The organism is Rhodoferax lacus (genome assembly GCF_003415675.1).
Lineage (GTDB): Bacteria > Pseudomonadota > Gammaproteobacteria > Burkholderiales > Burkholderiaceae_C > Allorhodoferax > Allorhodoferax lacus.
In genome coordinates, this window is the sequence record NZ_QFZK01000029.1 from 1 (window position 1) to 18255 (window position 18255).

The window sequence follows — 18255 nt, forward strand, 5'->3', positions numbered from 1 at the left end:
CACGCTGTACTCACGCCGGCGAGGGCGCGCCACTGTCGACACTTGATTCATAGTCTCCATGATCTCCTTCGTGGGGACGATGCCTGATCATGGCGATCGATTCAACATGGGATTGCCGGACGCATACCGTAGAGCTTCAAATAACGGCCATTGCTGTGCAAAAGGTACGTTCTTTCCCAGCAAGAACCCTACGACGCAGGCAATGCAAGCGCAGCAGAATACCAACAGCAAAAAAATAACCCTAAGCATCTTCTAAAAGCTGCAAAATTTGGTCGCGTTGCGCATTGAGCGCCTGAGCCAACATTTCAGTCTTCACTACGCCGGAGGCACCTAACTCTACGTTTAGAGCAAATGTGTCGCTTGCCCTCGAACGATTAAGCCAAATGGTGCTGCCTTCGCCATTCAGTTCAAAACCAAGGTCCTCCCAGCGAGACCCGTCATCGTCCGCGTCATCTGCCTCTATCATCGCTTTCAGTTCTTCCTCAGTGGGCGTGTATTGAAGCTCAACCCTCGCCGAATGAACTCCGACTTCAACATCTGAGTTCCTAGTCAGATCACCACGGATAAAACGCACCAGAGACTGAAAAGTTGTTCGGTCCACGACATTCTCAAGCGTGACTCGCCCAACGCGCAATACCTTCTTTATCTTGGCATGGTTCTCTAACAGGTAGGCCCGCCGCCCCTTCTTGTTGAATGTGACCAACTGAAACTTAGGCTTTGCTGCTGTCGCTATGTTGTCACCCTTGTCGGTGTAGCCTGCAATGTAGGATTGGCCTTCAGCATCTACGGCATCTATGGCATATTTGGACTCCAGTGCCAAAAAATCATATGCATAGTCTGACATGGCCTTCAACCCCGTGGTGAAGTCGCGGAATTTGATGCTTGCAACGACATTTTTCTCTGGGATAACCCAGAAGTAAGTCGCATATCCAGGGATCGAATTTTCCACGACCTCATTCATGTGGACCTGGGGCGCACCAACGATAGAGTCCTTGCTAACTGATGTGATGCTTCCGTCAGTCGAGGGGACTTCATTCCAGCAGGCCAGAATCCATCCATTTCCGCATGGCACCATCTCCAGCATGTAAACCGGCATAGTGTCCGCATCTGGAGCCGGGTCGGTCAACTTGGTTAAAGAAAGGGCAAGCCCGTTGCTCCAATCGGCTAGTTGCTGGAATGTGTCAGCTAAGCCCCCGAAGCTGGGCAATTTCTCGCCACGCTTGTAAAAACCGCATTTTGCGGCCGTGTAGAAAGTAACCCTTGCGTCTTGCATTCGATTATTGCCTTGTTTTTCAGGCGCACTCTTATATGACTCGGAAACAGATCCGGTATGGGTTACGCCTCCCTTTGAAGTGCATACGATAACCGAAAGTACTCGCAACTTGAGGCTTTGCAGCTTTGGGCAATGCCTTGTGCTCAAGTGCCAGCTTCGACAGCGTTAGAAATGTAGGTTTGTTTGTCGCATTGACTACCATTGGGCCTCTCCCGACCTGGCCGATAAGGGGCTGGCGGCGGCGATCTGAGTTTCGGCGACCACCCGCCGTTGAATATTGAATGCGAATTCACGTATCTAAACCTTGGCTACGGTGATCAAGGATTACTTTTCTGCGTTGCCAAACCTGCCGCTTTCGCATCTGCGTTTCGCCGTCCGCCCCAATAGGACGCCTTAAACGAAAGAAGGTAAACTGGTCAAGCAAATCGCCAAAATTTGGAAAATTTCCCGCATGTCCAAGTCGGTTCCCGCGAAGATCCAACCTTCTTTGCTCGTATGGGCAAGGGAGACGGCTGGATATTCCTTGGAGGACGCGGCGTCCAAGCTGCATGTCTCTGTCGACAGGCTTCATGCGGCAGAGTCCGGCACCGCCATGCTGACGTTCCATCAGTTGCAATTGGTTGCTGGCGTATTTAAGCGGCCATTGGCGCTTTTTTTCCTGTCAGCTCCTCCCCCTCGGGAAGCATCAACGCATGACTTTCGCCTTGACCGGGAAGTTGCGCATCATCCGCCGGCTCCGTCCGTCAACATTGAGCTTCGACGCGCCCGTCAAAGGCGAGACGAGGCTTTGACGCTTGCGCGTGAAATTGAGGCGGTAGTCCCGACATTTGAGGCACAAGCCTCGCTGCACGAGGATACGGAAAGCGTCGCTGCCCGAGTAACGCAACTCCTGCAAGTCACTGACGAGCAATCACGAATATGGAAGACGCCAGAAATCGCGTTCAAAGCTCGCAAGTCAGCCGTGGAATCGCAAGGGGTGCTTGTGTTCGAGGCGAGCAGAGTGCCGACGGAACAGATGCGCGGAGCGGCCATATTCTTTGATCAGTTGCCGGTGATTATCCTAAACGGCGCTGATGCGCCCGCAGGCAGAAGCTTTACTCTGATGCATGAGTTGACCCATCTGCTTCTTCGGCAAGGCGGCATTTGCGACCTCGCACCGTCCGAGGACATTACGCCTGACGCCAGGATAGAGCGCTTCTGCAACGCAGTAGCCGCTGCAGTGCTGATGCCGGCGAACAAAATTCTGGCGATGCTGGGCGATAGGGGCGCAAGAGACTGGACTCTGGATGAGCTTGGATTGCTGGCCAAGCCCTTTTGCGTCAGTCGCGAAGCCATGCTGGTTCGCCTCATCACCTTGGGCCACGCGTCGCAGCGGCAGTACATTGCCTTGCGATCGCAGTTCCGTGAGGAATATCAGCTCTTCAAGCTATCCCAGCGTCAAGATGGCGGAGGAGGGCCTAGTCCGGCTGTCATGGCGGTGAAAAACCTGGGCCGACCGTTTGTGCGCTTAGTGCTCGATGCCTACGAGAACGACCGCATCGACCTGTCCACGGTGTCTGACTACTTAGGCGTGAAGATTCGCCACCTCCCCCGCATTCGCGAACTGGCTGCGGGGAGCATGGCTGAAGCATGACGACGATTTATTGCATAGATACCAGCGCAGTCATCGACGCAGGGGAGCGCTACTACCCCATTGACATCTTTCCAGCATTTTGGGACAAGCTGGACGGTCTCATCCAGGACGGCCGCCTGAAGGCTCCGCAGACTTTGATAGACGAGCTGGAAGCCAAGGATGACGCTTGGCGCGCCTGGGTCTATGAGAGGCGGGAGCAGATGATTTGGGCGATAGACGAGTCTATTCAAGAGGCACTGTCCAAGGTCATGCCTGTCTATGCCGGTGTGGTCACAAACCTTGACAGCATCAAGGGCGACCCGTTTTTCGTTGCCGCGGCGATGGCGAAAGGCGCCACCCTTATTACCAGTGAAAAGCCCAGGAAGGGCAACGTCAAGATCCCCCGCATTTGCGACAGCCTCGGTGTGGCCTGGAGCCCAATGCTTGATGTTGTGCGCTTTGAGCGTTGGCGTTTCTGAGTCGCAAGAAAAATAAATGTGGGTTTTTTGTCGCATTGACTAGTCCAGACGCCAGCCCACATTCTTGGCATAAGCCTGGCCGCGGTTGCTCCACCAGGTGTAGCAGGCATCGGTGGCCGTGGGTTCCAGCTGGCGGTACACGTCCACCAGGCCGCCTTCGGTCAGCAGCCGGGTCATCCAGGCGCGCTCCTCGGGCAGAAAGCCGGAGTTCTTCTTGTTGCCCTTGTAGTTCTTCAGGTCGATTTCCTGGTGGGCGATGTTGATGTCGCCGCACAGGATGAAGTCGCGCTGGCCCTTGAGCGCCATGAGGTAGGGGTACATCTCGTCCAGGAAGCGGAACTTGGCCTGCTGGCGCTCTTCGCCCGACGAGCCGCTGGGAAAGTAGGCGCTGATGATGGAGTGTTTGCGCTTGGGTGTGTCAAAGCGCAGCTCCACGTAGCGGCCTTCCGGATCGAACTCGGGCGAGTTGTAGCCCACCACGACATCGCTGGGCTCCAGCCGGGTGTAGACGCCCACGCCGGAGTAGCCCTTTTTTTCGGCCAGGTGGAAGTAGCCCTTCAGGCCTGAGAGGGCCTCAAATTTGTCCGCCAGGTCCGGCGCCTGGGCCTTGATCTCCTGCACGCAAATACAATCGGGCGCAGTCTGTTCCAGCCAGGCCTCCAGACCTTTGCTGGTGGCGGAACGGATGCCGTTGAGGTTGAGGCTGGTTAACTTAAACAAGGAATCTCCCATGTCGAATCAAGACCCATCGCCTGCCCCGGTGGCAGACCCATTGGCGCAGGCGTTTGTGGCGTTTGCCGTGGAGTGCGGGGTGCTGCGCTTTGGTGAATTCAAGACCAAGGCGGGTCGCATGAGCCCGTACTTCTTCAACGCGGGGCTGTTCGACGATGGCGCCAAGCTGCTGCGTTTGGCGGAATTCTATGCCCAGCGCCTGCTGGAGAGCGGCATTGAATTTGACATGGTGTTTGGCCCGGCCTACAAGGGCATTCCGCTGGGTGCGGCACTGGCGGTGGAGCTGGCGCGCCGGGGCCGCAACGTGCCCTTTGCCTACAACCGCAAAGAGGCCAAGGACCACGGCGAGGGCGGCACCCTGGTGGGCGCGCCCCTCAAGGGCCGGGTGCTGATCGTGGATGACGTGATGTCGGCCGGCACTGCCGCCCGTGAATCCATTGCCATCATCCAGGCTGCTGGCGCCACGCCGCATGCCGTGTGCATTGCGCTGGACCGTCAGGAGATGGCCACAGACAAAGGCCAGGATGTGCCCTATAGTGCGGTGCAATATGTGCAACGCACGCTGGGTTTGCAGGTCTGCTCGATTGCCAGGTTGTCCGACCTGATGCAGTACCTGGAAGCCGGGGGTCACGCCACGTCGGCGCAGGACCATCAGCGGGTGCTTGCATACCGCCAGCGTTACGGGGTTGAGGAAAGCTAAAAAATGAAACGATCAAGTCAGCTGATGCTGGCAGTGGCAGTGTGCAGTGCGCCTTTTCTTGCATGGGCGCAAGGTACCGTTGTGGGTGGCATCTACACCTGCGTGGATGCCCAGGGCCGCAAGCTCACTTCGGATCGTCCCATTCCCGAATGCCTGGACCGGGAGCAAAAAGTGCTCAACCCCAGCGGCACCGTGGCCCAGAAAATCGGCCCCAGCCTGACCGCTGCGGAGCGCGCCCAAAAAGAGGCCAAAGACAAGCAGGAGCAGGAAGCGAACAACCGCACGGCCGAAGACCGGCGGCGCGACAAGGCCTTGCTCATGCGATTCCCCAACCGCGCCGCGCACGACCGGGAGCGCGCCGAAGCGGTTGCCCAAAGCGTTGCCGCAGCCAAGGTGGCGGTTGCGCGACTGTCAGAGCTTGGGGTGCAGCGCAAGAAGCTGGACGATGAAATGGAGTTCTACCGCAAGGACCCGACCAAGGCGCCGCAGTACCTGCGCCGCCAGGTGGAAGAAAACAACCTGAACATGGACGCGCAGAAGCGTTTGATCCTGGACCAGGAAGAGGAAACCAAACGCATCAACACCCGCTTCGACGCGGAGCTGGTGCGCCTGCGCCAGCTCTGGCCGCCCGGTACTCATTGACAGCGCTGGCCCCCGTTGGCCAGCCCACTCCGGTTCACCGCATTGATGCCAGCTTGGCGCGCAGCAGATCATTGACCTGTTGCGGATTGGCCCGGCCCTTGCTGGCCTTCATGATCTGGCCTACCAGGGCATTGAGCGCTTTCTCATTGCCAGCCTTGAATTCGGCCACGTTCCTGGCGTTGGCGGCGATCACGTCATCCACGATCTTCTCCAGCGCGCTGGAGTCGTTCATCTGCTTGAGGCCCAAGCTCTCAATGAGGGCATCGACGCTGCCTGCGTTCGCGTCCGTGTTTGCGGCGGCTTTCCACAACTCGTCAAAAACTTGCCGGGCCGCGTTGTTGGAAATGGTGCCGTCATTGATGCGGCCAATCAGTGCAGCCAATGTCCCGGCGTTGATCGGCGTCTGCTCAATCGACAGGTCTTGCGCATTCAGGCGCCGTGCCAACTCGCCAGTGATCCAGTTGCTGGCCAGCTTCGGGCTGGTGCAGGCCTTGGCCACCGCTTCAAAATAGGCCGACAGGGCCAGGCTTTGCGTGAGCTGCGTGGCGTCGTATTCACCCAGGCCATAGTCGGCCACAAAACGCGCCGCCATGGCGCGCGGCAGCTCGGCCATCTGGCTTCGCACTTGCTCCACCCAGTCGCGCGCGATGCACAGCGGGGGCAGGTCGGGGTCGGGGAAGTAGCGGTAATCGGCCGCGTCTTCCTTGGTGCGCATGGCGCGGGTCTCGCCGGTGTCGGGGTTGAACAGCACGGTGGCCTGCTGGATCTTGTTGCCGTCCTCGATCTGCTCGATCTGCCAGCGCACCTCGTAATCGATGGCCTGCTGCATGAACTTGAAGCTGTTCAAATTCTTGATCTCGCGCCGCGTACCCAAAGGCCCACCGGGCTTGCGCACCGACACATTGGCGTCGCAGCGGAACGAGCCCTCCTGCATGTTGCCGTCGCAGATGCCGATCCAGGTGACGATCTTGTGCAGCTCTTTGGCATAGGCCACGGCCTCCGCGCTGGAGCGCATGTCCGGCTCGGTGACGATTTCCAGCAGCGGTGTGCCGGCACGGTTCAGGTCAATGCCGCTCTGACCAATGAAGTCTTCGTGCAGCGATTTGCCCGCGTCCTCTTCCAGGTGGGCGCGCACCAGGCGTACCGACATTTTTTTCTCGTCCAGGAAGAATTCCACGTGGCCACCCTGCACCACGGGAATCTCGAACTGGCTGATCTGGTAGCCCTTGGGCAGGTCGGGGTAGAAATAGTTCTTGCGCGCGAACACGCTCTTCTCGGCAATGTGTGCGCCCACGGCCAGGCCGAATTCGATGGCGCGTTCCACCGCGCCCCGGTTCATCACCGGCAGGGTGCCGGGCAGCGCCAGGTCCACGGCGCAGGCCTGGGTGTTGGGCTCGGCGCCAAAGGCGGTGGCAGCGCGCGAAAAAATCTTCGATTGCGTGGACAGCTGGCTGTGCGTCTCAAAGCCGATGATGACTTCGTAGCCGGCGACCAGCGGCGCGTCCGGGCGGTCCAGGAGGATGGGTTCGTTCATGCTTGCCATATCAAAATCCTGCGGGCTTGGCCGCGTGAAAGCCGGTGGCCAGCTGAAAACGGTGGGCCGCGTTCAGCAGGCGTGCTTCCTGAAAATAGTTGCCGATGAGCTGCATGCCAATGGGCATGCCCCGGTCTTGTTCGGTGTTGGAAAACCCCACCGGCAGGCTCATGCCCGGCAGACCGGCCAGCGAGCCCGGCAAGGTAAAAATGTCGGCCAGGTAGTTGGCCACCGGGTCATCCGATTTTTCGCCCAGCTTCCAGGCCACGGTCGGTGCGACCGGTCCGGCGATCACATCGCAGACCTTGAAGGCGTTCTGGAAATCGTCGGCAATCATGCGGCGGATCTTTTGCGCCTGCAGGTAGTAGGCGTCGTAGTAGCCGTGGGACAGCACATACGTGCCGATCATGATGCGCCGCTGCACCTCGTCACCAAAACCCTCGGAGCGGGTCTTCTGGTACATATCGGCCAGGTCGGTGTACTGCTTGGCACGGTGGCCGAATTTCACGCCGTCAAAGCGGCTCAGATTGCTCGACGCTTCGGCCGGGGCAATGATGTAGTAGACGGGGATGGACAGCTCGGTGCGCGGCAGGCTGATGGGCACCAGCTTGGCACCCAGTTTTTCATATTCAGCCAGTGCTGCGTTGACGGCTGCGCGCACGTCGTCGGCCAGACCGGCGCCAAAGAATTCCTGTGGCACACCAATGCGCAGGCCTTCAATGGAGTCCTTCAGGCTGCGGCTGTAGTTCTCGGCGGGCACATCCAGCGAGGTGGAGTCGCGGTCCAGATCCGGGCCGCACAGGGCGGTGAGCAGCAGGGCACAGTCTTCTGCGCTGCGTGCCATGGGGCCGGCCTGGTCCAGGCTGGAGGCAAAGGCCACCATGCCATAGCGTGAGGCCCGGCCATAGGTGGGCTTGATGCCGGTGATGCCGCAAAAAGACGCCGGTTGGCGGATCGAGCCGCCGGTGTCGGTGCCGGTGGCTGCGGGTGTCAGGCGCGCGGCCACGGCCACGGCGCTGCCGCCCGAGGAGCCGCCGGGAATGCGCTCGGTGTTCCAGGGGTTGCGCACCGGTGCCGGGGCGTCAAACCCGACGGGGGGCACGGCCGAGTTTTCGTTGCTCGAACCCATGGCGAACTCGTCGCAGTTGAGCTTGCCCAGCGTGACCATGCCCGCGCCGGGCGCACCGCCCGCCACACCGGCGCCCAGTTTGGCGACCACGGTGGCATCAAACGGGGAGCGGTAACCGGCCAACATGCGCGAGCCCGCTGTGGTGGCAAAGTCCCGGGTGACGAAGATGTCCTTGTGCGCAATCGGCACGCCTTCCAGCGCGCCTGCCGTGCCGCTGGCAATGCGCGCGTCGGCTGCCGCGGCCTGGGCCAGCGTGACCTCGGTGTTTACATCGACATAGGCGCCCAGGGCGCTGTGGGCGGCGGCGCGCTGCAGAAAGTGCTGGGCGGCTTCCACAGCCGACACCTGCTTGCTGGACAAGGCGGTAGCCAATTGCTGCACGCTCAGGTCGTGCAGGGCAGTTTGGGAGAGAGAACTGGTCATGGTGGCGCGCCTTATTCAATAACCTTGGGCACCAGGAACAAGCCGTTCTGGACTTCCGGGGCGCTGGCCTGGTTGGCCTCGCGGTTGTTGGGCTCGCTCACCACATCGTCGCGCAGGCGCAGGGCGATGTCGCCGATCGTGGCCACCGGATGGGCCAGCGGCTCCACGCCAGTGGTGTCCACGGCGCGCATCTGCTCGACGATGTCAAAAAAGCTGTTGAGCTGGCCCAGCATGCGCTCGCCGTGCGCGGGACTCAGCTCCAGGCGTGCCAGTTTGGCGATGCGCGCGATGTCGGAAGAAGTCAGTGACATGGATGAAAGGGGATTGAAAGCAAAGGTAAAGGGGTGCCAGACGGGTGGCGCTGCACAGGGTATTCCCAGGCGATCGGTTATTATCCTGCCTTTGGCCTTCGGTGCGCTCCAACGCACTATGAAGTGCCCAAGCCACCACTTTTACTGAATAGAACACGGCGATGGACGGGCGAAGCCCCTGTTTGTGCCTGAGAGGATTTTGCGATGTTTGGATCTTTCCGTCGGTATTTCTCCACCGACCTGGCCATTGACCTCGGTACGGCCAACACCCTGATTTTTGTGCGCGACAAGGGCATTGTTCTGGACGAACCCTCGGTGGTCGCCATCCGCCACGAAGGCGGGCCCCAGGGCAAGAAAACCATCCAGGCCGTGGGCCGCGAAGCCAAGGCCATGCTGGGCAAGGTGCCCGGCAACATCGAAGCCATTCGCCCCATGAAGGACGGCGTGATTGCCGACTTCACCGTCACCGAGCAGATGCTCAAGCAGTTCATCAAGATGGTGCATCCGCGCGGCATCTTCAAGCCCAGCCCGCGCATCATCATTTGCGTGCCCTGCGGCTCCACCCAGGTCGAGCGCCGCGCTATCCGCGAAAGCGCACTGGGCGCCGGTGCCAGCGATGTGTTCCTGATCGAAGAGCCCATGGCAGCGGCCATTGGTGCGGGCCTGCCGGTATCGGAAGCCAGCGGCTCCATGGTGGTGGACATTGGCGGTGGCACTACCGAAGTCGGCGTGATTTCGCTGGGCGGCATGGTCTACAAGGGCAGCGTACGCGTGGGCGGCGACAAGTTTGACGAAGCCATCATCAACTACATCCGCCGCAACTACGGCATGCTCATTGGCGAGCCCACGGCCGAAGCCATCAAGAAGCAAATCGGCTCGGCCTTCCCCGGCTCCGAGGTCAAGGAAATGGAAGTGCGTGGGCGCAACCTCTCGGAGGGCGTGCCGCGCAGCTTTACCATCTCTTCCAACGAAATTCTGGAAGCGCTGACCGACCCGCTCAACAACATCGTCTCGGCCGTGAAGAACGCGCTGGAACAGACCCCGCCCGAACTCGGTGCCGACATTGCCGACCGCGGCATGATGCTCACCGGCGGCGGCGCCCTGCTGCGCGACCTGGACCGCCTGCTGGCCGAAGAAACCGGCCTGCCGGTGCTGGTGGCCGAAGACCCGCTGACCTGCGTGGTGCGCGGCTGCGGCATTGCGCTGGAGCAGATGGAGCGCCTGGGCTCCATTTTCACCAGCGAATAAGCAGCGAGGTCAGCGATGCCGCTGGGTTCGCTGGACAGAGCTCCCCCCCCGTTCTTCCGCCAGGGCCCTTCGGCCCTGTCCCGGCTTGCCGTCTGCAGTGCCCTGGCCCTGTTCCTGATGGTGGCTGATGCACGCTTCAAGGTCATGCAGCCGCTGCGCATGGCGTTGGGCACTGTGTTGTATCCGGTGCAGTGGCTGGCCTTGCAACCGGTTCATCTGGTGCAGGGTAGCAGTGAATATTTCTACAGCCTGAACGCGGCCCAGCGCTCCAAGGAAGAGGCCTTCAAGCAATTGGGACTGCAGTCCCAGAAGGCCAACCAGGTGGAGCAGCTCACGCTGGAGAACGAGCGCCTGCGCAAGCTGCTGGACCTGCGCCAGCGCCTGCAAACCACCGGCATTGCTGCCCAGGTGCTGTATGACGCGGCCGATCCGTATTCGCGCAAGGTGGTAATCGACAAGGGCCTGCTGGACAAGGTCAAGCCGGGCTCGCCGGTGCTCGATGAGCGCGGTGTGCTGGGCCAGGTCACGCGCGTCTACCCCATGGTCAGCGAGGTGACGCTGATCACCGACCGCGACCACGCCATCCCCGTGCTCAACACCCGTACCGGTGCGCGCGGCGTGGCCTTTGGCGACACCTCTACCCATGCCGATGCCATGGAGCTGCGCTACATGGCGGCCAACTCGGACGCGGTGGTGGGCGATCTGCTGACCACCAGCGGTGTCGATGGCATCTACCCGCCCGGCCTGCCCGTGGCCCGGGTGGAAAAGGTGGACCGCCGGGTGGATGCCATCTTTGCCCGCATCTACTGCGTGCCCGCCGCCTTGGTGTCGGGTGCCAGCCATGTGTTGGTGCTGGAGCCGCTGACCGACCAGGTGCCCGCACGACCGGCACCCGAGCCGCCCGCTGCGGTGCGCAACAAACGCGGAGACCCCATCAAGCCATGATCATGCGCCAGGGTCAGCAACTGCTGCTGCCCGCCAACCCCCTGTTTGTCTGGGGCAGCCTGCTGGCTGCCATGTTGTGCGACATGTTCCTGAACATGGGCCTGACGGGGCGAGCTGCCTGGGTGCCCGACCTGCTGGCCGTGGTGCTGGTGTTCTGGACTGTGCACCAGCCGCAGCGCGTGGGCATTGGAGCCGCCTTTGTGTTTGGCCTGTTGATGGACGTGCACCAGGGCGCCCTGCTGGGTCAAAACGCCCTGGCCTACACCGTGCTCAGCTTCTTTGCCGTCACCATACAGCGCCGCCTGCTGTGGTTTCCGGTGCCCTTGCAGGCCTTGCAGGTGCTGCCGCTGTTCATTGCTGCGCATGTGGTGGAGGTAAGCCTGCGGCTGCTGGCCGGTGGCGCCTTTGCGGGCTTCTGGATGCTGTTGTCGCCCCTGCTGGAAACACTGCTCTGGCCGCTGGCCAGCATTGCGCTGCTGGCGCCCCAACGGCGCGCACCCGACCCCGACGCCAACCGACCCCTATGACGGTCCTGCGCAACGTCGAGGCGGACCTGGCGCGCTTTCGCGCCCGTATCTTTGTGATCAGCCTGGTGGTGCTGGTGTGCTTTGTGCTGCTGATCTCACGCCTTTTGTATCTGCAGATCTGGCGCCATGACGATTTGCGCGCGCAGGCGGAAAACAACCGCACCTCCATCGTCCCCATCGTCCCCAACCGCGGCCTGATCCTGGACCGCAACGGCATCGTGCTGGCCAGCAATTATTCGGCCTACACGCTGGAAATCACCCCCAGCAAAAGTGGTCCGCTGGAAGAGGTGCTCGATGACCTGTCCGGCGTGCTCGACATCACTGCGCGTGACCGGCGCCGCTTCAAGAAGTTGTTGGAAGAGTCGCGCAGCTTCGAGTCCCTGCCCATTCGCACCCGTTTGACGGATACCGAGGTGGCCCGCTTCGCCGCGCAGCGGTTCCGCTTTCCCGGTGTGGAAATCAAGGCCCGGCTGTTCCGCAACTACCCGTATGGTGAACTGGCCAGCCACGTGATCGGCTACATCGGCCGCATCAACCAGGCTGAGAAAGAAAAGATCGACGAGGGCGATGACCCCGACAACTACCGCGGCACCGAGTACATGGGCAAGCTGGGCGTGGAACAAAGTTACGAGGCGCAGCTGCATGGCACCACCGGGGTGGAAGAGATTGAGACCTCGGCTGGCGGGCGCGCCATGCGCAAGCTCGCCAGCAACCCTGCCACTCCGGGCAACACCGTCAAGCTGTCCATCGATATCAAGCTGCAGCAGCTGATCGAGGCCATGTACGGTGAGCGCCGCGGCGCCTTGGTGGCCCTGGACCCCAAGACCGGCGAGGTGCTGGCCTTTGTCAGCAAGCCCACGTTTGATCCCAACCTGTTTGTCGAGGGCATAGACAGCGAAAGCTGGCAGGCCCTCAACGAGTCGCCCGACAAGCCCCTGCTCAACCGCGCGCTGCGCGGCACCTACCCGCCAGGCTCCACCTACAAGCCCTTCATGGCGCTGGCCGCCCTGGAGACCGGCACGCGCACGCCCGAGCAAAGTGTGTCCGACCCTGGCTTCTACATGTTTGGCGGCCACCGTTTCCGCGATGACAAGGAGGGTGGGCATGGTCTGGTGAACATGTACCGCTCTATCGTCGTCTCCTGCGACACCTACTACTACACCCTGGCCAATGACCTGGGCGTGGACACCATCCACGAGCAGATGCAGCGCTTCGGCTTTGGTGACCTGACCGGTGTGGACATCCTGGGTGAGACACGCGGCCTCTTGCCCTCCACCGACTGGAAGCGCCGCGCCTACAAGCGCGCCGACCAGCAGAAGTGGTATGCCGGCGAGACCATCTCACTGGGCATCGGCCAGGGCTACAACGCCTTCACCATGCTGCAGCTGGCGCAGGCCGTCTCCACCCTGGCCAACAACGGCGTGCGCCACCCGCCCCACCTGGTGACCGGTACCCAGGAGGCGGTGAGCCACGTCCTTGTGCCCACCACGCCGCCGCCCAGTGTGAACCTGGGCCTCAAGCCTGCCAATGTGGAGGTGATCCGCAAAGCCATGGTGGGTGTGACCATCGAAGGCACCTCGGCGCGCGCCTTTGCCGGCGCTGCCTATGCCAGTGGCGGCAAAACCGGCACGGCGCAGGCCGTGGGCATTGGCAAGGACCAGAAATACGATGCCAGCAAACTCGCCGAGCATCTGCGCGACCATGCCCTGTACGTGGCCTACGCCCCGGCAGACGACCCCAAGATCGCCCTGGCTATGGTGGTGGAGAACGCCGGTTTTGGCGCCGAGCACGCCGCCCCGATTGCGCGCCGTGTGCTGGACTATTGGCTGGCGGGCCAGTATCCCAACGCGGAAGACCTGGCAGCGGTCAGCAAGGGCCAGGCGGCCGCGCCCATAGGCAAGCCGCGGTTGGTATCCGAGATGCCCTGGCCTCCGGTGAGGTAGGGCCCCCACGCTCCCCACTGCGTGTGGTTCGCTGCTCAGCGCAAAAAAGCGTCGTAGCCCGTCTTGCAGATCAGCGCCGTGACCACGGCAATAAACACCCAGCGCACAAAGCCGGTGCCGTGCTTGAGCGCCATGTGCGTGCCCGCCAGGCTGCCCACCACATTGGCCACGGCCATGGCCAGGGCGAAGTGCCACCAGATGTGGCCCTTGTAGATGAACAGCCCCAGGGCCGAGAGGTTGGTGGCGGTGTTGAGCACCTTGGCTGCCGCCGAGGCGTGCAGGAAGTCATAGCCCAGGAAACGCACCAGGCAGAAGACAAAAAAGCTGCCGGTTCCGGGGCCGAAAAAACCGTCGTAAAAGCCGATGGCAGCCCCTATGCAGCAGGCCAGCGCGACTTCCATCCTGCCGGTGAACTTCGGCGTGTGGTGGCGCCCCAGCTCCTTCTTGGCCAGGGTGTAGCCCAGCACCAGCAGCAGGATGGCGGGCAGCAGTTTGCGCAGGTAGTCGGGGGATACCACCGTCACCAGCCAGGCACCTCCCAGCGAGGCGACAAAACCGGCCAGTGCCGCGGGAAGGAGCGCAGGCCAGGGCAGGGTGACGCGGCGGCTGTATTGCAGCGCCGCCATGCCGGTGCCCCAGACCGAGGCGCCCTTGTTGGTGCCAAAGAGCGTGGCCGGATGCGCGTTGGGGAAGGTGGTCAGCAGGGCCGGAACCAGAATCAGGCCACCACCGCCCACCATGGAATCGACAAAGCCCGCGAACAACGAGGCCAGGGTGACAACAAGCATTTCCATGCGGGGATTGTCGCTGCCTTCTGTTTCAATTGAGAGCGCGACCCTGGGTTCTTCAGTGCTGTGGGGACTGAATCACCATTGTGGAAAATTTCTATTCATAGGTGCGGGCTTGCTTTAGCCCCTTCAAAAGGCTTTCCGCCTTTTCCTCTGGTACTTCGAATATCTGGTAAGTGTGGTGTGCGGAACTCAGAGTGGTTCCCCAATAGGATTCCGATCCCTGGATTAGCTCAACCCGAACCACGGTGCGCTTGTTTTCGATGAGATTCACATCAAGGCTATTCGCTTTGATGCGAATAGTGGGGCCCAGTGCCCAAGAAGGGTCTGGCAACATGGATACAGTCAATTTTCCGGGCGGGTAATCTTTTGCGGTGTATCCACCCTCACCCCTACCGTTTATGACTGTCCCGCAGCGTTTTCCGTTGCACAGCACTTGTGGCTTGAAATTCAACTTTTCTTCCGGCGAAGATTGGTTGAAGATGACTAACTGTCCTTTGCTGTTCTCTATCGCGGGATACTTTTCAAATGGCCTTCCGTAGGTCGCGCAACCCGAAAGAAGAATGGTCAGGGCAATCAAGTAGAGTAGTTTTTTCATCCCTCGATTTGAAAGCAGCCGGTCACCGGTCGCCCCCCAATTTGTTCACGCAGGTGCACCGATACTGACGATGTTCAGAGTGTGTCATTTCTCGGCAGGATGGACGAGCTTTCAGCGGGCAAAAAAAAAGCACCAGACTGGCTGGTGCTTTTTTGTGGCACGTCGTGGTGCCACTGTTCTTGCTTTGAGTTGCCGCCTTGATACGTGTCAGGCAGCTAGTTCCTCGGGATCGTTTTCTTATCAAGTCTCGTGCCGATGGAAGGAATGTCTATCGCTCCAACACGCGAACGAATGGAATGTAACCTTTGGGTCACTTCTTGGGGATTGGGACTTACCCTGTGAAGACGGGCTTATCTGTCTGTCGCCTCTGCGTCCTCGGCTATCCATTGCGCGGCCTTTTCGGCAATCATGAGGGTGGGCGAGTTGGTGTTGCCGCTGGTGATGCGCGGCATGATGCCGGCATCGACCACGCGCAGGCCGGCCACGCCGCGCACCTTCAGGCGCGTGTCCACTACGGCCATCGGATCGTCGGTACGCCCCATGGCGGTGGTGCCTACGGGGTGGAAGATGGTGGTGGCAATGTCACCGGCCAGGCGGGAGAGCTCGGCGTCGGTCTGGAATTGCACGCCGGGCTTGTATTCCTCGGGTGCGTACTTCTGCAAGGCCGGTTGGGCCACGATCTGGCGCGTCAGGCGCAGCGAGTCGGCCGCGATCTGGCGGTCGGCCTCGGTGCTGAGGTAGTGCGGGGCGATGGCCGGGGCCTGGCGGAAGTCGCTTGAGGTGATGCGCACATGGCCGCGGCTGGTGGGGTTGAGGTTGCACACACTGGCCGTGAAGGCATTGAAGCTGTGCAGGGGCTGGCCAAAGGCCTCCAGGCTTAGCGGCTGCACGTGGTACTCCAGGTTGGCGTGGGGCTGGGTGGGGTCGCTCTTGGTGAAGGCCCCGAGCTGGCTGGGCGCCATGCTCATGGGTCCGCTGCGTTTGAGGGCGTACTCCAGGCCGATCTTGGCCTTGCCCCACAGCGAGTTGGCCTGGGTGTTGAGGGTCACGGCGTTTTTCACTTTGAAGACCGCGCGGATCTGCAAATGGTCCTGCAGGTTTTCGCCCACACCGGGCGTGTCCTGTACCACCGGAATGCCCAGCGACTGTGACAGGGCGGCCGACCCCAGGCCACTGAGCTGCAGGATCTGCGGCGAGCCAATCGCACCGGCCGAGAGGATGACCTCGGCGCGCGCCTGCACGGTGACCATCTCGCTGCCGTTCCACACCTGCAAGCCGGTGCAGCGCAAAGGGCGGCTGCTGTCGGTGCCGGTGTTTTTTTCGACGATGAGCTTGGACACCTGCGCACCAGTCCAGAGTTCAAAGTTGGGGCGGGCGTAGCAGGTGGGGCGTAAAAAGGCCTTGGCCGTATTCCAGCGCCAACCGGCTTTCTGGTTCACCTCGAAGTAGCCCACGCCCGTGTTGTCGCCGCGGTTGAAGTCGTCAGTGGCCGGTATGCCGGCCTGTGTGGCGGCCTGGGCAAACGCATCCAGCACATCCCAGCGCAGGCGCTGCTTCTCCACCCGCCATTCGCCCCCGGCCTGGTGGTGGCGCAGGGTTTTGCGGTAGGTGGTGCCCGCATCCTGGAGCAGCTCGGCCGGGGTGCCGCGCGCGCCGTGCAGGCTGCTGGCGCCCTTGTAATGGTCTTCGTGCAGCTTGAAGTAGGGCAAGGCGTTGTCCCACTGCCAGCTGGCGTCGCCGGTGAGCTGGGCCCACTGGTCGTAGTCGCGTGCCTGGCCGCGCATGTAGATCATGCCGTTGATGCTGCTGCAGCCGCCCAGCGTTTTGCCGCGCGGGTAGCGCAGGGCGCGGCCGTTCAGGCCGGCGTCGGGTTCGGTGTTGTAGAGCCAGTCGGTGCGCGGGTTGCCGATGCAGTACAGGTAGCCCACCGGGATGTGGATCCAGTGGTAGTCGTCACGCCGGCCGGCCTCGATCAGCAGCACGCGCTTGCTGGCGTTGGCAGACAGGCGGTTGGCCAACAGGCAGCCGGCTGTGCCGGCGCCTACGATGATGTAGTCAAAAGTGGTGTCGCTCATGGGTGTGTAGGGGTACGCTGCTCACAGCAGCAAAAAGAAGAGGGCCGCCACGGCGGTGGGAAGCAGGGCGCCTAGCAGCAGGCCAATGGCGCCAATCGAGCCGTCGTTGAATCCGCTCTTGAGCAGGGCCACGCCGGCCGGGTTGGGGGCATTGGCAATGACGGTGAGACCGCCACCGGTGACGGCCCCGGCCACCAGCATGTACTGCGAGGCGCCCGATATCCCTTCGATCAGCGAGCCCAGGTAGGTGAGTGCGGCGTTGTCGGTCACGGCGGTCAGGGCCACGGCGCCAAAGAACAGGGCCAGGGGCGCCAGGCTGGAGACGATGGGCTGCAGCCACCACTGCTGCAGGCCACCGAGCACCACCAGCCCGGCCAGGAAGAATCCCACCAGCAAGCCTTCTTTGAGGATCAGCGGGCTCTGGTAGCGCGCATAGGCCTGGGTATAGCCCAGAAAAAACAGGAACAGGCCCAGGAACAGCACCGGGTGGTGGGCCAGCACCACCACGCCGCCCAGCACCAGCAGGTGGATCAGGCTCACGGCCAATGGCATGGCTTCATCGCTGCCGCCTGCGGCCTGTGCCGCCTGCCCCAGATGCCGGCGCAGCAGAAAAGCCATGCCGCTGGCGTTCACCAGCACGGCCAGTGCGGCCTTCCAGCCAAAGGTGCTGGCCATGAAGGCGGTGTCCCAGTTCCAGGTGGTGGCCACCATCAGCACGGGTGGAGCGGCGTAAGACGTCAGCGTGCCGCCTATCGAGATGTTGACAAACAGCACGCCCAAAGCGCCGTACTTCAACCACTCGGGTATGCCGTCGCGAAATATCTGGTTGGCGAGCATGAGCGCGGCCAGTGTCATGGCGGCTGGCTCGGTAATCAGCGAGCCCAGGAGCGGCACCACCGCCAGACCCAGCCAGGCCTGCACCAGCGGCGTGGGCAGGGGCACCAGGCGGGCCACGCCCGCCAGCAACCGCTGCACGATGGAGAGCACTGGCTTGGAGGCCGCCACCACCATCACCACAAACACGAACAGCGGCTCGGTGTATTGCAGCGACTCGGCATAGGCAATGGCCTGCGTGCCGCCGGCCAGCAGGGCCATGCTGGCAATCAGCACAAAGGCCCAGAAGCCAAACACCACCTCCACTTCGCCCAGCAGGTGCAACAGCCCGGCGTGGCGCGGATGGCGGTGCGCCAGCACCTCGAACTGCTTGGCGCAAAAGGTGTGCAGCAGGGCCAGGCCAAACAGCACCGCACCCACGGTCTGCATCAGGCTGCTGTGAACAATCGGCTCGGCCATGCT

The 18255-nt window shown here is 61.8% G+C and carries 17 protein-coding genes; 8 read left to right on the forward strand and 9 right to left on the reverse strand.

The features are described 5' to 3' along the window. Window positions 1-241 precede the first annotated feature (241 nt). Window positions 242-1273, reverse strand: coding sequence for a hypothetical protein (locus DIC66_RS21375; protein ID WP_117180214.1), 1032 nt, complete (start codon window positions 1271-1273; stop codon window positions 242-244). 451 nt (window positions 1274-1724) lie between these two features. Here DIC66_RS21375 and DIC66_RS21380 point away from each other — a divergent pair, with 451 nt between their 5' ends. Together DIC66_RS21380 and DIC66_RS21385 are read left to right on the forward strand one after the other, a co-directional pair. Continuing rightward, window positions 1725-2906 (forward strand): ImmA/IrrE family metallo-endopeptidase, encoded by a 1182-nt coding sequence (locus DIC66_RS21380; protein ID WP_117180215.1) that lies wholly within the window; start codon window positions 1725-1727, stop codon window positions 2904-2906. Further along, window positions 2903-3364: a DUF4411 family protein gene (locus tag DIC66_RS21385; RefSeq protein WP_117180216.1), complete on the forward strand. Its 462-nt coding sequence runs from the start codon at window positions 2903-2905 to the stop codon at window positions 3362-3364. Before DIC66_RS21380 ends, DIC66_RS21385 begins: the two co-directional genes overlap by 4 nt. A 39-nt stretch (window positions 3365-3403) precedes the next feature. Here DIC66_RS21385 and DIC66_RS21390 read toward each other — a convergent pair whose 3' ends face one another. Then, on the reverse strand, window positions 3404-4096 hold the full coding sequence (locus DIC66_RS21390; RefSeq protein WP_199534818.1) for an exodeoxyribonuclease III: 693 nt from the start codon (window positions 4094-4096) through the stop codon (window positions 3404-3406). Here DIC66_RS21390 and pyrE point away from each other — a divergent pair. Next, complete coding sequence (gene pyrE, locus DIC66_RS21395) at window positions 4095-4796, forward strand: orotate phosphoribosyltransferase (RefSeq protein ID WP_117180217.1); 702 nt, start codon at window positions 4095-4097, stop codon at window positions 4794-4796. The two genes, DIC66_RS21390 and pyrE, sit on opposite strands and share 2 nt — an antisense overlap. A 3-nt stretch (window positions 4797-4799) precedes the next feature. Continuing rightward, window positions 4800-5438 (forward strand): DUF4124 domain-containing protein, encoded by a 639-nt coding sequence (locus DIC66_RS21400; protein WP_233506049.1) that lies wholly within the window; start codon window positions 4800-4802, stop codon window positions 5436-5438. A 34-nt stretch (window positions 5439-5472) separates the two neighbouring features. On the opposite strand, the gene gatB is transcribed toward DIC66_RS21400, so the two are convergent. From gatB to gatC, 3 genes are read right to left on the reverse strand one after another with little or no spacing between them, the layout of a single operon-like run. Beyond that, window positions 5473-6972 (reverse strand): Asp-tRNA(Asn)/Glu-tRNA(Gln) amidotransferase subunit GatB, encoded by a 1500-nt coding sequence (gene gatB, locus DIC66_RS21405; protein WP_117180243.1) that lies wholly within the window; start codon window positions 6970-6972, stop codon window positions 5473-5475. Window positions 6973-6982: 10 nt separating this feature from the next. After that, window positions 6983-8524 (reverse strand): Asp-tRNA(Asn)/Glu-tRNA(Gln) amidotransferase subunit GatA, encoded by a 1542-nt coding sequence (gene gatA, locus DIC66_RS21410; RefSeq protein WP_117180219.1) that lies wholly within the window; start codon window positions 8522-8524, stop codon window positions 6983-6985. 11 nt (window positions 8525-8535) lie between these two features. Continuing rightward, entirely contained in the window at window positions 8536-8835 is a 300-nt protein-coding gene (gene gatC / locus DIC66_RS21415; protein ID WP_117180220.1) for an Asp-tRNA(Asn)/Glu-tRNA(Gln) amidotransferase subunit GatC, read from the reverse strand. 204 nt (window positions 8836-9039) lie between these two features. Between gatC and DIC66_RS21420 the strand changes: the two genes are divergently transcribed. From DIC66_RS21420 to mrdA, 4 genes are read left to right on the forward strand one after another with little or no spacing between them, the layout of a single operon-like run. Further along, on the forward strand, window positions 9040-10083 hold the full coding sequence (locus DIC66_RS21420; RefSeq protein ID WP_117180221.1) for a rod shape-determining protein: 1044 nt from the start codon (window positions 9040-9042) through the stop codon (window positions 10081-10083). 15 nt (window positions 10084-10098) lie between these two features. Next, a complete protein-coding gene (gene mreC / locus DIC66_RS21425) occupies window positions 10099-11028 on the forward strand; it encodes a rod shape-determining protein MreC (protein WP_117180222.1) in 930 nt (309 codons plus the stop codon). Continuing rightward, window positions 11025-11555 carry a rod shape-determining protein MreD gene (gene mreD / locus DIC66_RS21430; protein WP_117180223.1) on the forward strand — a complete coding sequence of 177 codons (531 nt, stop codon included), beginning with the start codon at window positions 11025-11027 and terminating at the stop codon, window positions 11553-11555. The genes mreC and mreD overlap by 4 nt, the downstream gene beginning before the upstream one ends. Next, window positions 11552-13498 carry a penicillin-binding protein 2 gene (gene mrdA, locus DIC66_RS21435; protein ID WP_117180224.1) on the forward strand — a complete coding sequence of 649 codons (1947 nt, stop codon included), beginning with the start codon at window positions 11552-11554 and terminating at the stop codon, window positions 13496-13498. The genes mreD and mrdA overlap by 4 nt, the downstream gene beginning before the upstream one ends. A 35-nt stretch (window positions 13499-13533) precedes the next feature. Here mrdA and DIC66_RS21440 read toward each other — a convergent pair whose 3' ends face one another. From DIC66_RS21440 to DIC66_RS21455, 4 genes are all read right to left on the reverse strand, one after another. Further along, a complete protein-coding gene (locus DIC66_RS21440; RefSeq protein ID WP_117180225.1) occupies window positions 13534-14292 on the reverse strand; it encodes a sulfite exporter TauE/SafE family protein in 759 nt (252 codons plus the stop codon). Between the two features lie 91 nt (window positions 14293-14383). Further along, the gene (locus DIC66_RS21445) at window positions 14384-14884 is read right to left on the reverse strand and encodes a hypothetical protein (RefSeq protein WP_117180226.1); all 501 of its coding nucleotides are present in this window, start codon (window positions 14882-14884) and stop codon (window positions 14384-14386) included. A 350-nt stretch (window positions 14885-15234) separates the two neighbouring features. Beyond that, window positions 15235-16959, reverse strand: a complete 1725-nt coding sequence (locus DIC66_RS21450) for a GMC family oxidoreductase (RefSeq protein ID WP_117180227.1) — start codon at window positions 16957-16959, stop codon at window positions 15235-15237. 21 nt (window positions 16960-16980) lie between these two features. Beyond that, a complete protein-coding gene (locus DIC66_RS21455) occupies window positions 16981-18252 on the reverse strand; it encodes a putative Na+/H+ antiporter (RefSeq protein ID WP_199534819.1) in 1272 nt (423 codons plus the stop codon). Window positions 18253-18255: the final 3 nt, after the last annotated feature.

Excerpts from the sequence above, each read along its gene's own strand:
- mreC (WP_117180222.1), top strand. The coding sequence starts at position 10,099 with ATGCCGCTGGGTTCGCTGGACAGAGCTCCCCCCCCGTTCTTCCGCCAG.
- DIC66_RS21380 (WP_117180215.1), top strand. The coding sequence starts at position 1,725 with ATGTCCAAGTCGGTTCCCGCGAAGATCCAACCTTCTTTGCTCGTATGG.
- mrdA (WP_117180224.1), top strand. The coding sequence starts at position 11,552 with ATGACGGTCCTGCGCAACGTCGAGGCGGACCTGGCGCGCTTTCGCGCC.
- DIC66_RS21390 (WP_199534818.1), bottom strand. The coding sequence starts at position 4,096 with ATGGGAGATTCCTTGTTTAAGTTAACCAGCCTCAACCTCAACGGCATC.
- gatB (WP_117180243.1), bottom strand. The coding sequence starts at position 6,972 with ATGAACGAACCCATCCTCCTGGACCGCCCGGACGCGCCGCTGGTCGCC.
- DIC66_RS21450 (WP_117180227.1), bottom strand. The coding sequence starts at position 16,959 with ATGAGCGACACCACTTTTGACTACATCATCGTAGGCGCCGGCACAGCC.
- DIC66_RS21445 (WP_117180226.1), bottom strand. The coding sequence starts at position 14,884 with ATGAAAAAACTACTCTACTTGATTGCCCTGACCATTCTTCTTTCGGGT.
- mreD (WP_117180223.1), top strand. The coding sequence starts at position 11,025 with ATGATCATGCGCCAGGGTCAGCAACTGCTGCTGCCCGCCAACCCCCTG.
- gatA (WP_117180219.1), bottom strand. The coding sequence starts at position 8,524 with ATGACCAGTTCTCTCTCCCAAACTGCCCTGCACGACCTGAGCGTGCAG.
- DIC66_RS21375 (WP_117180214.1), bottom strand. The coding sequence starts at position 1,273 with ATGCAAGACGCAAGGGTTACTTTCTACACGGCCGCAAAATGCGGTTTT.
- pyrE (WP_117180217.1), top strand. The coding sequence starts at position 4,095 with ATGTCGAATCAAGACCCATCGCCTGCCCCGGTGGCAGACCCATTGGCG.
- DIC66_RS21455 (WP_199534819.1), bottom strand. The coding sequence starts at position 18,252 with ATGGCCGAGCCGATTGTTCACAGCAGCCTGATGCAGACCGTGGGTGCG.
- DIC66_RS21385 (WP_117180216.1), top strand. The coding sequence starts at position 2,903 with ATGACGACGATTTATTGCATAGATACCAGCGCAGTCATCGACGCAGGG.
- gatC (WP_117180220.1), bottom strand. The coding sequence starts at position 8,835 with ATGTCACTGACTTCTTCCGACATCGCGCGCATCGCCAAACTGGCACGC.
- DIC66_RS21440 (WP_117180225.1), bottom strand. The coding sequence starts at position 14,292 with ATGGAAATGCTTGTTGTCACCCTGGCCTCGTTGTTCGCGGGCTTTGTC.
- DIC66_RS21420 (WP_117180221.1), top strand. The coding sequence starts at position 9,040 with ATGTTTGGATCTTTCCGTCGGTATTTCTCCACCGACCTGGCCATTGAC.
- DIC66_RS21400 (WP_233506049.1), top strand. The coding sequence starts at position 4,800 with ATGAAACGATCAAGTCAGCTGATGCTGGCAGTGGCAGTGTGCAGTGCG.